Below are 14,226 nucleotides of genomic sequence, written 5' to 3' on the forward strand. Positions count from 1 at the left end.
CTATGGCCGAAGATTTAACACGTGCAACTGGTACTAAAGAAGAACAATACCAAGCTTTACTTCCGCAAGTTAAGGCGCTGATTGATTACGAATCCGATTTTGTGGCCAATATGGCCAACCTTGCGGCAGCTTTAAAAGAGCAGTTTGATTTTTTCTGGGTAGGTTTTTACTTAGTGAAAGACGAGCAATTGGTATTAGGCCCGTTTCAAGGACCTGTAGCCTGTACGCGCATTGCGCACAATCGCGGTGTGTGTGGTACGGCATGGGCGCAGGCCAAAACCATTGTTGTACCTGATGTAGAAGCCTTTCCAGGTCATATTGCATGTAGCTCTTTGTCTCGCTCGGAGATTGTTCTTCCCATCATGCATGACGATAACTGCGTTGGCGTCTTAGATGTTGATAGTGCGGAGTTGAATAGTTTTGATGCGGTAGATGCGAAATATTTACAAGAAATGGTACAGATTTTAACCGCAGCCTCAATAATTTAGCCTGCCGCTATCCCCCACACTTTAATCGCTTTATCATCACCTGCAGTGAAGATTTTCTCATCTTGCCACAGTATGCTGTTAATGGATAGCATATGGCTTTCATAACCGCGATCCACACTGATATTTTTGAGTAGCGTCAAGGTTTTCGGATCCCAGATCTTCCAAGTTTTATCGCGACTCGCCGTTGCGATCTGTGTTTGATCGACATTGGAAACGATACCATAAACGGTAAACATATGCGGTGTAATCTCATGTTGCACCGCAAAATCAGCGGTAGATAATTGGTACATTTTGGCATCTCTGCCACCAGAAAACAGTTGTTCACCCACAACACATAAACTCGTTACCGGCATCTTATGTGCCAAAACCTGCTGCTTAAATTCATATTGAGCACTATCATATTGGTAGATCGCACCAGATTTGTCTCCAAAATAGACTGTAGCGTTTTCTGGATCGATTGCAATGGCGCGTACTGTATCTTTCGACACGCGGAATCGATACAGAAGCTTAAAATAGATCGTATCGTATACGTAAGCTACTCCCTCTTCGCCAATCGCAATCAATTCTGATTTCTCGGACAAAGCTTGGATGGCAAACACGGCACCCGATTCCGTTTTTAGCTTTGTCACCAACTTCTGCTCCACATAATTGACAATCAAAACCTCGCCAGAGCGCAAGCCAATCGCCAAAAAATCGGTATTGGGAATCCGATGCAATGCATATACAGAATGCGACACGGCGCACAAGATCCGTTTGAACTGCATAGTTTGCAAATCCCATTCTACGACGCCTTTGTCATTACCACCCGAGAACAAGGTGTGATTACCGACGGTTGTTAAGGTATAAATAGGGTTTTGATGACCGCGAAGCGTATGGAGTAAAGAGACATCTGGCATAGTTACAAAGATACGGCTTCGTTCACGACAAAAACAATTTCAGCAGCTTAGCTGTAGTATTCTTGACCGTAATACGATAATACGTATCAGAATACTAAAGCTCCCTCGTTATGAAAAAGGTATCCGTCGTGATCATTATTGGTTTTAGCCTACTAGCTGTAGCCGCTCTGTACTTCTTCCTGACAGATCAGATCGGCACAAAGGCATTCTTATTTAATATATTGATATGTGCAATCGGTATAGTGGCGCAGGTATTCACGCTGCGCCGAAGAAAAAAGAATATTATGCAATAGCCGGGTTTACTTATGCCGCGATGCTAAGTTGGCAGCAATTTCTTGCAAGCCCAATCCCTTTTCTTTTAATAATAAAATGAGATGGAAGATCAAGTCTGATGATTCGTTGATAAAATCGTGTTGCGTCTCTGCCAGTGCCGCGATAACAGTTTCGACTGCTTCTTCACCCACTTTTTGTGCGATCTTATTTAATCCTTTTTGGCGCAGGCTATTTACATAAGACCCTTCTACAGGGACATCGATGCGTTGTTGGATTACACGTTCTAGCTCGAAAAGGAAATTTTGGTTGTGCTCGGTATTGAAGCAGCTTCGACTTCCGGTATGGCATGTCGGCCCTTCTGGTAATGCTTTGATCAAGATTGTATCCTGGTCGCAATCTACATGCAGGTCTTGCACTTCTAAGAAATGTCCACTTTCTTCGCCTTTCGTCCACAGGCGTTGCTTACTGCGCGAATAAAAGGTAACGCGGCGCTCTGCTTGGGTTTTTTCCCAAGCTTCGTCATTCACATATCCTAGCATCAACACTTCCAGCGTTTGCGCATCTTGCACAATCACTGGGACTAGACCGTCTCCTTTTGAAAAATCTACCTTCTGCATAAGCCTTTATATCCCTTCGGTTTTTATTATTATCTCACCACTAGGTGGTTTTTTCTTAGTGTTTCTTTTAAGTCTGGAATCAGTATTTCGCCGTAGTGAAATACTGATGCTGCCAAAGCAGCATCTACGCCACTTTGCTGGAACACATCTACAAAATGCTGTTCATTACCTGCACCACCAGATGCAATCAAAGGAATGTTTATCGCTGCATTGATCCGCGATAGCAAAGATACATCAAATCCATTCTTTGTGCCGTCGTGATCCATGGACGTGAGTAAAATCTCTCCTGCTCCTCGGCTTTCGGCCTCTTTGATCCATTCTTCTGTGACAATATCGGTCAGTTCGCGACCGCCACGCAAATGCACATAGTTTCTTGTCGTGACGAAACGAGTATCTACCGCGACGACCACAAACTGGCTTCCAAAAGATTTAGCAAGCTCATCAATCAACTTCGGATTGCGTACTGCAGCAGAATTGATAGAAATCTTGTCTGCACCTGCTGCCAGCAAGGCATCGGCATCTTTCAATTCATTGATCCCACCGCCAATAGTGAATGGAATATTGACTTGGCGCGCTACTGCCTTGACCAAATCGATTGTCGTTTTACGACCTTCGTGTGTGGCGGTGATATCGAGAAATACCAATTCATCTGCTCCCTGCTGCGAATATTGCCAAGCCAACTCGACGGGATCGCCGGCATCACGCAGGTCGACAAAGTTGACCCCTTTTACGGTGCGGCCGTCTTTTACATCCAGACAGGGAATAATACGTTTTGCGAGCATACTAGAACTTAATCAATGCTTTTAGGTTCCAGTCTTTGATCTCATCAATAGAAATGCGATTTTCATAAATAGCCTTACCTACTACGACCGACTCGATATGTTGCAAGTCTTGCAACGCCTGTATATCTTCCATCGAACTGATACCACCCGAGGCGATCAATTTGATGATGGGAGAGTGATCCAATAGTTTTTTATACAATTCTACACCGGCTCCACCTAGCTTGCCATCTTTACTGATATCGGTACAAAGGAAGCGGTAAAAGCCCAAAGAAAGACATTTATCAATGTATTCAATTAATTTGATCGGCGAGCTTTCTAACCAACCCGAATACTTAATTACCTCATCGAGCACATCGATAGCGACGACTACATGGTCGGCATATTTCACTCTACCTTCGTTTAGGGCGCTTAATTCCTCCAAGAAAGTAGGATTCGTAATGGCTTGTGTACCCACTATCACGCGGTATACGCCGGCATCGACTAATTCTTTTACCTTATCAATACTGCGAACTCCGCCACCGTATTGCACCTTCATATCCGTTTTTTTCAATACCTCAAAAAGATATTGCTGATTGGAGAAATCACCTTTGGCGCCATTGAGATCAATGATGTGCACGATCTCCGTGCCATTAGCGTGGTAGTTGGTAATTTGCTCTTCTAAAGATATCTCGTAGTGGGTGACATCATCATAGTTTCCTTCGCGGAGGCGTACTACTTTTTTGTCTAAAACGTCAATAGCTGGTATAATATACATGGTAGAATCAATCAATATAAAAAATCAGTTTACTGTTCAAAAATAACGAATTATTGGTAACGATGTACGCGCGATTCTGCATGTTCAGAGGTGCATCTTTACCGTTTATGTTTACAGCGTAGCAAAGTTTAGGAGCAATTGCTCCCCTGCTGGACCAGATTTCTCTGGATGAAATTGTACGCCATAAAAGTTTTTTTTATGAATACTTGCTGCATATTCAACTCCATATGTGGTCGAACTGGCCGTGAATTCTTCTTGGAATTCGATAAAAAAAGAATGTACAAAGTAGAAGTACGTATTATCTGCGATGCCATCAAACAGCCGGTTATCATGCCGTATTTGCGTGGTATTCCAGCCCATATGTGGTACTTTTTCGGAAATGCGTTGTTGAAAATGAAGCGTACGCATCGGAAAAATGCCCAACATGGCTGCACCACCCTCTTCCGAAAAGCTGGTGAGCAACTGCATACCGACACAAATCCCCAACACCGGCTTGGTAAGCGAAGGAATGGCTTCTGCCAATCCCGAATCGCGCAATTTTTGCATAGCAGCACCAGCGTGGCCAACTCCAGGGATAATAATACGTTCGTATTTATCGAAATCGGCCGGCTCATTGATCATACCGTATGGCAGATTGCAACGCACTAATGCGGCTGTCAATGAAAATATGTTGCCTGCTCCGTAGTTTACAATTCCAATCATGTGGTCTATTAAATATTTTGCCGAGTAAACGACTACAACAAGCCCTTGGTACTTGGCAGTTGCATATTATCTGCATCGCGCTTTACCGCTTTCTTAATCGACTTGGCAAAGGCTTTGAAAATGGCTTCGATCTTGTGATGTTCATTATCACCTTCAGCTTTGATATTCAAATTAGTACGCGAAGCGTCGCTGAAGGATTTGAAAAAATGGAAAAACATCTCGGTTGGCATATCGCCAATCTTCTCACGTTTGAATTCGGCGTCCCACACAATCCAGCTACGACCTCCAAAATCAATTGCCACCTGTGCCAAACAATCGTCCATCGGTAAGGTAAACGCATAGCGCTCAATACCACGCTTGTCGCCCAGCACTTGCGCGAAAATTTCGCCTAAAGCGATTCCGGTGTCTTCAATCGTATGATGCTCATCAATATGCAGATCACCTTTGGCGCGAATCGTGAGATCCAATGCACCGTGACGGGCAATCTGGTCAAGCATATGGTCGAAAAATGGTAACCCGGTGTCTATATCCGATTTGCCGCTACCATCCAGATTGATGGCGATGGATATATCGGTTTCATTGGTTTTACGTTGATGCGATGCTGTGCGTGTTCCCAATTTTAGAAATTCATAGATTGCTTTCCAATCAGTGGTCTGCAATGCTACAGCATCTGCCGATATCTCGACATTCTCTGCCTGGCCAAGCGCCGTATTGCCTCCAAGCCAAATGGCTTTCGCACCAAGATTTTGTGCCAACTTCACATCATTTACCCGATCACCGATCACAAAGGATTCGGCCAAATGATACTTTTCTTCATCAAAATATTCGCCTAGCAAACCAATTCCTGGCTTGCGTGTAGCTGCGTTTTCATGAGGAAAGGTACGATCGATATGTTCTCTGGCAAACACCACGCCTTCTCCGGCGAAAGTTTCCATGATAAACTGATGCACAGGCCAAAAGTTGTCTTCCGGATGCGAATCTGTGCCTAATCCGTCTTGGTTAGTTACCAATACCAATTCAAAATCTAGTTCTTTCGCGATTTTGGGCAGGTACTGCAAGGCGCCTGGATAAAATTTCAACTTGGCAAACGAATCAATTTGCTCGTCTTCGGGCTCCAGTATCAAAGTGCCATCACGGTCGATAAATAAGACGCGCTTCAATAAATTTGACATATCTCGTATTAGGTATAGAATTCTTCAATTTGTGACAACAATGCTCTGTTTTCATCGGGCGTACCCACCGTCATGCGCAGCGCACCTTCGCACAAGGTCACTGTCGATCGGTCGCGCACGATGATGCCTTTGCTCACCAAGTAACGGTATAATTCCCGTGCGTCTTGCAAACGCACTAATACGAAATTAGCATCTGATGGTGTGATATGCTGCACCTGCGGAATACGTTGTAACTGCTGTACCAACAAGCTGCGTTCATCTACCGTTTCTCGAATCCAGGCATTGACCGTATCGATCCGCTCCAGAGCTTCGATGGCAAAAGTTTGTGTTGCTTGGTTGATATTATATGGTGGTTTTATCTTGTTGAATACCTGAATAATCTCCTTGCTGGCGAACGCCATGCCCAGCCGCAACGCAGCCAATCCCCAAGCTTTGGACAAAGTCTGCAAAATGACCAGATTGGGAAACTCCACCAAACTCGGCAAGAACGAACTTTGCTTGGAATAATTGATATAAGCCTCATCTAGCACCACAATGCCATCAAAATTGACGAGAATAGTTTCAATATCCTGACGGCGTATGCTATTGCCCGTAGGATTATTCGGCGAACAAATGAAAATTATTTTGGTGTGTGCATCTATTGCTGCTGCAATGCCGTCAATATCTAATTGATAGTCGGCTGTTAGTGTCACTTTGCGTACCGCAACATCGTTGATGTTGGCCGAAACTTCGTACATGCCATAAGTTGGTGGCAACAAAATAACGTTATCTATGCCTGGCCTGCAAAATGCTCGAAATAGAAGATCGATCGCCTCATCAGAGCCGTTGCCCAGGAAGATATGATCGGCAGGCACACCTTTGATGGTCGATAATTTTTGCTTTACAGCCAACTGCAATGGGTCAGGATAGCGATTGAAAGACTGACTCAACGGTGAGCCATAAGCGTTTTCATTAGCATCCAACATCACGCTTGCCTCGCCATCGAATTCATCCCTGGCAGACGAGTAAGGATGTAGATTTTTTATGTTTTCCCTTAAAAGAAAGTCTAAATTAAATGACATTACTAACTAAATGGTGGAAAAATTATGATTTTGTAAATATGAGCAAAATATCATGAATTACATGAACTATTTTGGCAGAATGCATGATATACTACTCCACATCATACCACTTTCCTTCTACAGAAAGATCGGTATGCGGAAATGCAGAACGGGCTTCATCCAATAACAAATTTAGCTCCCTAGTTTTGTAGCGTGCAGAGTAATGACCTAAAAGTAAATGATTAACTTCTGCTTGCTTGGCAACCTCACCTGCCTGCAAGGCCGTAGTATGAAATGTCTCCACGGCACGCTCCCTCATCTCATCTAAGAAAGTAGATTCATGATATAGCAGATTTGCGCGATGAATCGATGGGAGATAATCAGGAATTCGCACCGTATCTGAGCAATATGCATAACTTCTTGGCCGAGGTGGCGCTGTCGTTAATTCGCTAGATGGATATACCTTGCCATCCTTATCTGTAAAATCCAAACCCCACTTTATTCCATTTATCAAAGCTGTAGGAATCTCCAATTTGGCAGCCTTTTCCATATCTAACTTGGCAGGACGCTCACCTTCCTGAAATCGAAACCCGGTGCAGGCAATCCGATGACGTAATGGAAATGACTCTACGCGTAATAATTTGGAATCATAAACCACTTCCTGTTCGTGCGGATTAGTTGGGTGAAAAATCAGGTTGTAGCGAAGTTCTGTCTCAGAATATTTAAAATTTAAGGCCAGAATCTCTTCTAACGGTGCTGGCCCATATAGATGCAAATCGCTTTTGCGGCCCATCAGGTGCATCGATGACACCAAACCTACCAAACCAAGGTAATGATCGCCATGTAGGTGACTGATAAAAATGTGGTTGATCCGGTTACTTTTGATACCGTAGCGTGTAAGTTGCATCTGCGTGCCTTCTCCGCAATCGATCAAGTACAACTGCTCATTATGATTGACGACTTGAGCAGTAGGATGCCGCTCGTACATAGGAGTAGCCGAACTGTTTCCTAATATGAGAACAGAGAAGCGCATATTATTGATCGACCCGAAGATCCAAACGAAGCTCATTGCCAAAGATCATATCTTTAGCTCTTTCAATGTCTTTCGCTGATTTAAAATAGGATTCTAATCCGATCGTCTTCATAAAGCTCAACACATTGTCGTTGATGTTGACCAAGATAAAAAGTCCGCCCATAGATTTGCATAAGCGACGCGCAAGCAACCCAACACGTATCCCATCTTCATCTACAGACTCCACACGGTTAAGATCTAAGATGATATTTCTTTGTCCGCCAGTATTACGTAGCATAAATTCACCTTTTAGCTTGCCGGCAACCTCTCCATTCAGACAAGTAGCGTGCGGTTCAATCACCACAAAACGTTCTCCTTTTTCTACCGTGAATTTCATAGTTATCCTTCTTTTGTGGCAAAGATCTGTGTCAATGCCTGATCTACATTTTGTTGTATACGTTCGTTGGCTATGCCTTTTTCTGGATATTCGAAAGGTTCTCCCGTGATATGCTCGTACAATTCGATATAGCGCGACGAGATCGACGAAATTACCTCTTCGGTCATCTCTGGTATCTGCTGACCGTCTTTTCCTTGAAAGCCATTATCCATCAACCACTGGCGTACAAACTCTTTAGAAAGTTGTTTTTGGGGACTTCCAGAAGCTTGTCTTTGTTCATAACCATCGGCGTAGAAATAACGAGAAGAATCTGGCGTATGAATCTCGTCGATCAGATAAATCTGACCGTCTTTTTTGCCAAATTCATATTTCGTATCCACAAGAATCAAACCGCGCTCGCTCGCGATTTTGGTACCTCTTTGGAACAGTGCTCTGGTATATTCTTCTAGTTGCAGGTAATCTTGCTCACTTACAATTCCATTGGCCAGTATCGCTTCTCGCGAAATGTCCTCATCATGTCCTACGGCCGCTTTGGTTGTAGGGGTTATGATTGGCTCGGGCAACTTATCATTCTCTTTTAGTCCTTCTGCCAAGGTCACGCCGCACAAAAGCCGTCCGCCATCGCGGTAAGTACGCCAAGCGTGGCCTGAGAGATATCCGCGGATTACCATTTCTACTTTAAATGGTTCGCATGCATGACCAATCGTCACACTTGGATCTGGCGTACTCAACACCCAGTTGGGCAGAATATCGGTAGTAGCAGCCAAAAACTTGGCTGCAATTTGATTCAGCACTTGTCCTTTGTACGGAATGGGCTCTGGCAACACCACATCAAATGCGGAAATACGATCCGAAGCGATCATGACCAAATATTGGTGATCGATGGTATATACATCACGCACTTTGCCCCTATAAAAAGCAGTTTGTTTATTAAATTTAAAATTCGTTTCGTTTATTGCGTTCATTCTCAAAGCGTTTTTTTGACTTGCTCCCACGCCCGTCAGACAATGGAGGGACTAAAGTACGAAGTTTTCGGCAAAGCGCGGCGCGCTACGACTGTTTGATATCGCCGTATGCTTCCAAAATTCGCTTTACCAACTTATGCCGCACTACATCTGAGCCTGTGAGGTGTACGATATCAATTCCTTCAATATTATCCAGCAAATTGATCGCAGTAGCTAATCCTGACTGCGTTTTCTTTGGCAAATCAATCTGCGTCAAATCGCCCGTCACGATAAATTTTGCGGTAGGCCCCATCCGCGTCAAAAACATCTTGAGCTGCATATCTGTAGCATTTTGCGCTTCATCCAAGATTACAAAACAATTGTCTAATGTGCGACCACGCATAAATGCCAACGGAGCTACTTCGATGGTACGATTTTCCAGATAACCTTTCAGTTTCTCTACCGGGATCATATCGTCTAGCGCGTCGTATAGTGGCCGTAGGTATGGATCTACCTTTTCTTTCAGGTCGCCAGGCAAAAAACCAAGATTCTCTCCGGCTTCCACAGCTGGCCTTGTCAGGATGATGCGTTTGATCTCTTTATTGCGCAAGGCTCGCACGGCTAACGCGACGGCCGTATACGTTTTACCAGTTCCAGCAGGACCAACAGCAAAAAGAATATCATTCTTGTGAATACTGTCTACCATTTTCCGCTGATTGGGTGTACGAGCACGCACAATAATACCATTGGTACCGTAAACAATCGGCTCCCCTCTAGTCAACGCTGGATCGGCTATCGCAGCCGCTTCTTTCGAAGCGCTCGAAAGAATGGGTGCTGGCACCACATCACTAACGATACTTTCCAAATCTAAGGCAGATAAATTTTGCAATCGTTGCACATGTGCCAAAACTTTCTCAAAGGTTTGGTTGAATAATGATTGCTCCTTTTCCTCTCCCAATACTTTTAATTCATCACCTCGTGCAATCAATCGCACTTTTGGAAAAACCTTTTTTAAAAACTCGTAGTTCTCGTTTTGAGCACCCCAAAGTGTTACAAGATTGACATCTTCTAGTCGAATAACTAACTCACCCAATTTACTTTCCTTTTATTATAAAAACTCGTACGCACTCCTGTTTACTAAAATAACATTCTTCGATCTACTTTACGCTATATTACAGTTTTATTTTTTTGAACATACGATGTGTAAAGTTTTAACACGACGTACTGTGCATGGCGGTAGTTTTTATTACTTTTGTAGCTTAGTCAATCCATAACAGAGGTTGATGAATTGCCATCTATCCATGAAAAAAAATAGATAGAGCGCTATCAGATTGTGCATATGGGCGTAATAACTTTAACGACAGATTTAGGACATCGGGATTTCTATCAGGCGGCGCTGAAGGGAAGTATTATCACCCTATTGCCTGATGTGCGCTTGGTTGATATTACGCACGAAATACCTTCGTTCAACATACAGCATGCTGCTTTCGTTATCAACAATGCCTATCGTTACTTCCCGCCGGATACTGTGCACTTGATTGGTATTGACACCGTTTTTCTGGAGGGATCGCGTTATATTGCCATGAAATTTAGAGGCCATTATTTCGTAGGGGCGGATAATGGGATCTTTGGGATTATTTTGGGTGAAGAGCAAGCTGATGAAGTGGTGGAAATTAATATCATGCAGGATCTTCGTTATTTGCATTTCCCATTAGCAGATATATTAACCAAAGCGGCTTGCCATATTGCCAGTGGCGGATCGCTTCAAGAGATTGGTCTTGCGATTGACAACCCGGTGCTCAAAGGCACCCTTCAACCGGTTTATACGGCCGACACGATAAAGGGACATGTGAGCTACATCGATTCGTTTGGCAATGTGATTAGCAATATCAGTAAAGATCTTTTTAATCGTGTGCAGACCGGTAGAGAGTTTACGTTACGCTTTAAGCGAAATGAAACGATCAGCCAATTGTGCTGGCATTACAATGAAGTGTCTGAAGGAGAAAAGCTGTGCCTATTTGGCATCAGTAATTTTCTAGAAATAGCAATCAACAAGGGTAATGCGAGTAATCTACTTGGCTTGCACCAAGATGAAAGCATATTGGTTGACTTTTCCAATAAAATATAAGGTGAAAAATATACCGCTTATTAAATCGCTCTTATTCATGGCCAACTTAATTCAAGTTCCGATGCTCATATTCAGAATCGCGATACTCAATACTTGTTTGCTTTTCGCCCTACTAACTGGACACGCGCAAGTAAAAAGTAGTGTAGATTCTACATCCTACGAAATGCAGCGCACAAAAGTCAATAGCCTGTTACAGCACCGCAAACATAAGTTTGGCGAATTTGACCAGTCGGTACTCAAAAAATCGGGCGTATTTGGTCTTTTCAAATCCAAGCGGGATATGCAACAATCTATCGATATCCTAAAGGCTGTAGTAATCTATGATAACAACATCTTCCTGGAAACACAAAAACTACTGAGTTTAAAGGATTTCGAAAAAGATCACTATCAAAAATTAGCGGATGAGTACGACACGCGATCGTCTGCCTATATGCGCACCATTACCAAACTACAAACAGAAAACGAGAAATTGCGCACGCAAGTTCACAACCTTGACAAAGACGAACATCAAAGTAATGTATGGATTTACCTATTCAGCATCGTTACAATTGGGTTAATAGGCTACATCATTTACTTACGTAAGCAATTCGCTAGCGCCAAAAAGTGACGGAACTTTGATAGGCAACATCCGATTAATGGCTAAATTTGTAGGCTCTCAAATTCGAGAATAGTAGATTGACATGGCAAGACAACGATTAAATAGTGGCAATAATAATGGAGAAGATCTACCTAAGCCAAAATTAAATTTAGACGTAATGAAAAAAGGGTACCAGATTTTTAGGTACATACTTCCTTATCGTTCAAAATTTATCTGGGGGATGGTTTTTCTGATACTTTCCAGTTTGACCATGCTCACCTTTCCTGCCTTACTTGGCGCCATGGTCGATGCAGCGCAAGGCAAACAACGTTTTGAGTGGCTTCCAGTAAGTATTGTGCAGATTGGCATCATATCTATGTCTATTCTCTTTTTTCAATCGGTTATTTCATTTTTTCGTATCCGCCTTTTCGTAGAAGTTTCAGAAAAGGCACTCTCAACTATTCGCCAAGAAGTATACCACAAGCTCATCGCTTTGCCCATGGATTTCTTTGCCAATAGGCGTGTAGGCGAATTGAATAGCCGCATATCATCCGATCTATCGCAGATTCAGGATACCATGACCACGACGCTGGCTGAGCTACTGCGGCAAACGATTAGTTTGATCTTAGGCGTCGCGCTACTAGTGTTTGTATCGGCAAAACTAGCGCTCATGAACCTAGCTATACTGCCCATAATCGTCTTGACCGGATTTGTATTTGGAAAATTCATCCGTAAAATATCGAAGGAAACACAAGATAAGCTAGCAGATTCTAACGCTATTGTGCAAGAGACGCTTTCAGGCATTTCGAATGTAAAAGCCTTTGTAAACGAGTATCGGGAAACTACACGCTACGCGGATAAGCTGTGTGAAGTGGTTACCTTGGCAGTTCGCGGCGCAACGTTTCGCGGTGTGTTTGCGTCCTTTATCATATTCTGCGTATTTGGCGCCGCCATCGTCGTCATTTGGTACGGCGCCACACTTGTCGCAATGGGAGATATCACGGTGGGCGATCTCACGATGTATATTTTGTATTCGATGTTTGTAGCGGGCTCAATGGGTAGCTTTCCCGAATTATATGCCAACGTGCAACGAGCAGTGGGCGCAAGCGAGCGCGTACTAGAAATACTGAGCGAGAAACAGGAAAAATTAAAGATTTCTGCCGAAAATAGAACGATAACTAAAGTGATCCGGGGTGATGTAACCTTTGACCATGTGGATTTTTCTTATCCTACTCGGCCCGATATTCAAACTCTGAACGGAGTTTCGTTTCATGTGAGTGCTGGTCAAAAGCTGGCGATCGTCGGGCCAAGCGGTACCGGAAAATCGACGATTGCATCTTTAATATTGCAATTTTACGAACCAAAAAGTGGCACTGTGCTGTATGATGGCGTACCAGCCGAAAATTTTTCCCTTACCGATATACGTAATCAAATAGCAATTGTACCGCAGGATGTCTTACTATTTGGTGGCACTATTGCAGAAAATATTGGCTATGGGAAGCTGGAAGCCGGCATCGAAGCCATTACCAGTGCCGCTAAAAGAGCTAATGCACACGACTTCATTATGAGTTTCCCTGAAGGATATCACACCATGGTAGGTGAGCGTGGAGTCAAATTATCTGGCGGTCAACGGCAACGAATCGCTATTGCACGTGCATTACTAAAAGACCCAGCAATTTTGATCTTGGATGAAGCTACTTCATCATTAGATTCAGAATCCGAAAGATTGGTACAGCAGGCTTTAGAAGAATTAATGCGAGATCGTACGTCTATAATTATAGCGCACCGCCTATCGACAATTCGTGATGCTGATACGATTTTAGTGGTCGAAAATGGCATCGTCACCGACTCGGGAAGCCATCAGGAATTAATGGGCAAATGCCAAGGCCTTTATCATCACCTTTACTCTTTGCAATCACTGGATATCGCTACAGGTTAAAATTTGTTAATTTCTGTTTTACAAAAACCTTTTGGAATAAGCCTTGTTTGAAAGTTAATAGACAACAGATTAGTAGATTTTAAAAAGGAAGAAAGCATGAAAAGCAAGAACGGATTAGTAGCCTTTGCACTTTTAGGTTTGGCAGTAGGTACTGCTGCATATTATCTATTGGGCACTGAAGATGGTAAAAAGCAATTAGACAACGCAAACAAAGGATTGAAAGATCTTACTCGCTCGGTGAAAGAGTTATCGAAGAAAGAAGCAAAACGCGCGCGTGAGTTTGCTAAATCTGCAAAAGAAGATTTAGACGGGTTGAAGAGTAAAGCTAAAGATGCTGGAAAAACCGCGATTGATAAGGCTGCAGTAAAAGCTAATGAATGGGCTGATAAAGCTTCTCAAGCAGCTGGTAACGTGAAAGATGTTTCTGGTGAATATGCTTCAAAAGCAAAATCAGAACTAAATAAAGCGTAATAATTCTACGCTTCACATTTACTTCTCCAGAGTA

17 protein-coding genes are annotated in these 14,226 nt (G+C 43.2%); 6 read left to right on the top strand and 11 right to left on the bottom strand.

Annotated features, from left to right (window positions below; genetic code table 11):
• The first annotated feature begins 2 nt into the window (after positions 1–2).
• Positions 3–488 (top strand): GAF domain-containing protein, encoded by a 486-nt coding sequence (locus A0125_RS13605; RefSeq protein WP_066757359.1) that lies wholly within the window; start codon positions 3–5, stop codon positions 486–488.
• On the opposite strand, the gene A0125_RS13610 is transcribed toward A0125_RS13605, so the two are convergent.
• The gene (locus A0125_RS13610) at positions 485–1,384 is read right to left on the bottom strand and encodes a WD40 repeat domain-containing protein (protein WP_066757362.1); all 900 of its coding nucleotides are present in this window, start codon (positions 1,382–1,384) and stop codon (positions 485–487) included. The genes A0125_RS13605 and A0125_RS13610 overlap by 4 nt on opposite strands.
• Before the next feature lie 110 nt (positions 1,385–1,494).
• On the opposite strand from A0125_RS13610, the gene A0125_RS15645 reads away from it, so the two are divergent.
• Entirely contained in the window at positions 1,495–1,677 is a 183-nt protein-coding gene (locus tag A0125_RS15645; protein WP_156472557.1) for a hypothetical protein, read from the top strand.
• A gap of 6 nt (positions 1,678–1,683) precedes the next feature.
• Here A0125_RS15645 and hisIE read toward each other — a convergent pair whose 3' ends face one another.
• The 10 genes from hisIE to A0125_RS13660 all read right to left on the bottom strand — a co-directional run bounded on the left by hisIE (position 1,684) and on the right by A0125_RS13660 (position 10,170).
• Positions 1,684–2,274: a bifunctional phosphoribosyl-AMP cyclohydrolase/phosphoribosyl-ATP diphosphatase HisIE gene (hisIE, locus tag A0125_RS13615; RefSeq protein ID WP_066757363.1), complete on the bottom strand. Its 591-nt coding sequence runs from the start codon at positions 2,272–2,274 to the stop codon at positions 1,684–1,686.
• Positions 2,275–2,303: 29 nt separating this feature from the next.
• On the bottom strand, positions 2,304–3,056 hold the full coding sequence (gene hisF / locus A0125_RS13620) for an imidazole glycerol phosphate synthase subunit HisF (RefSeq protein ID WP_066757366.1): 753 nt from the start codon (positions 3,054–3,056) through the stop codon (positions 2,304–2,306).
• Between the two features lies 1 nt (position 3,057).
• A complete protein-coding gene (locus A0125_RS13625; protein ID WP_066757369.1) occupies positions 3,058–3,810 on the bottom strand; it encodes a 1-(5-phosphoribosyl)-5-[(5-phosphoribosylamino)methylideneamino]imidazole-4-carboxamide isomerase in 753 nt (250 codons plus the stop codon).
• A gap of 111 nt (positions 3,811–3,921) precedes the next feature.
• Complete coding sequence (gene hisH / locus A0125_RS13630; RefSeq protein WP_066757371.1) at positions 3,922–4,512, bottom strand: imidazole glycerol phosphate synthase subunit HisH; 591 nt, start codon at positions 4,510–4,512, stop codon at positions 3,922–3,924.
• A gap of 32 nt (positions 4,513–4,544) precedes the next feature.
• A complete protein-coding gene (gene hisB / locus A0125_RS13635) occupies positions 4,545–5,684 on the bottom strand; it encodes a bifunctional histidinol-phosphatase/imidazoleglycerol-phosphate dehydratase HisB (RefSeq protein WP_066757374.1) in 1,140 nt (379 codons plus the stop codon).
• A gap of 8 nt (positions 5,685–5,692) precedes the next feature.
• On the bottom strand, positions 5,693–6,745 hold the full coding sequence (gene hisC / locus A0125_RS13640; RefSeq protein ID WP_066757377.1) for a histidinol-phosphate transaminase: 1,053 nt from the start codon (positions 6,743–6,745) through the stop codon (positions 5,693–5,695).
• 91 nt (positions 6,746–6,836) lie between these two features.
• Positions 6,837–7,793 carry a ribonuclease Z gene (locus A0125_RS13645; protein WP_317038825.1) on the bottom strand — a complete coding sequence of 319 codons (957 nt, stop codon included), beginning with the start codon at positions 7,791–7,793 and terminating at the stop codon, positions 6,837–6,839.
• Positions 7,759–8,133 (bottom strand): STAS domain-containing protein, encoded by a 375-nt coding sequence (locus tag A0125_RS13650; protein ID WP_066757383.1) that lies wholly within the window; start codon positions 8,131–8,133, stop codon positions 7,759–7,761. Before A0125_RS13650 ends, A0125_RS13645 begins: the two co-directional genes overlap by 35 nt.
• A gap of 2 nt (positions 8,134–8,135) precedes the next feature.
• Positions 8,136–9,098, bottom strand: coding sequence for a phosphoribosylaminoimidazolesuccinocarboxamide synthase (locus A0125_RS13655; RefSeq protein WP_066757391.1), 963 nt, complete (start codon positions 9,096–9,098; stop codon positions 8,136–8,138).
• 85 nt (positions 9,099–9,183) lie between these two features.
• Positions 9,184–10,170, bottom strand: a complete 987-nt coding sequence (locus A0125_RS13660) for a PhoH family protein (protein ID WP_066757394.1) — start codon at positions 10,168–10,170, stop codon at positions 9,184–9,186.
• 246 nt (positions 10,171–10,416) lie between these two features.
• Here A0125_RS13660 and A0125_RS13665 point away from each other — a divergent pair, with 246 nt between their 5' ends.
• The 4 genes from A0125_RS13665 to A0125_RS13680 all read left to right on the top strand — a co-directional run bounded on the left by A0125_RS13665 (position 10,417) and on the right by A0125_RS13680 (position 14,192).
• Positions 10,417–11,205 carry an SAM hydrolase/SAM-dependent halogenase family protein gene (locus A0125_RS13665; protein WP_066757402.1) on the top strand — a complete coding sequence of 263 codons (789 nt, stop codon included), beginning with the start codon at positions 10,417–10,419 and terminating at the stop codon, positions 11,203–11,205.
• 1 nt (position 11,206) lies between these two features.
• The gene (locus tag A0125_RS13670) at positions 11,207–11,812 is read left to right on the top strand and encodes a hypothetical protein (protein WP_066757405.1); all 606 of its coding nucleotides are present in this window, start codon (positions 11,207–11,209) and stop codon (positions 11,810–11,812) included.
• A gap of 73 nt (positions 11,813–11,885) precedes the next feature.
• Positions 11,886–13,721, top strand: a complete 1,836-nt coding sequence (locus A0125_RS13675) for an ABC transporter ATP-binding protein (RefSeq protein ID WP_066757407.1) — start codon at positions 11,886–11,888, stop codon at positions 13,719–13,721.
• Between the two features lie 96 nt (positions 13,722–13,817).
• Positions 13,818–14,192 carry a YtxH domain-containing protein gene (locus tag A0125_RS13680; RefSeq protein ID WP_066757410.1) on the top strand — a complete coding sequence of 125 codons (375 nt, stop codon included), beginning with the start codon at positions 13,818–13,820 and terminating at the stop codon, positions 14,190–14,192.
• Positions 14,193–14,226: the final 34 nt, after the last annotated feature.

Origin of the sequence: Sphingobacterium populi (assembly GCF_001586775.1) — a bacterium.
GTDB lineage: Bacteria > Bacteroidota > Bacteroidia > Sphingobacteriales > Sphingobacteriaceae > Sphingobacterium > Sphingobacterium populi.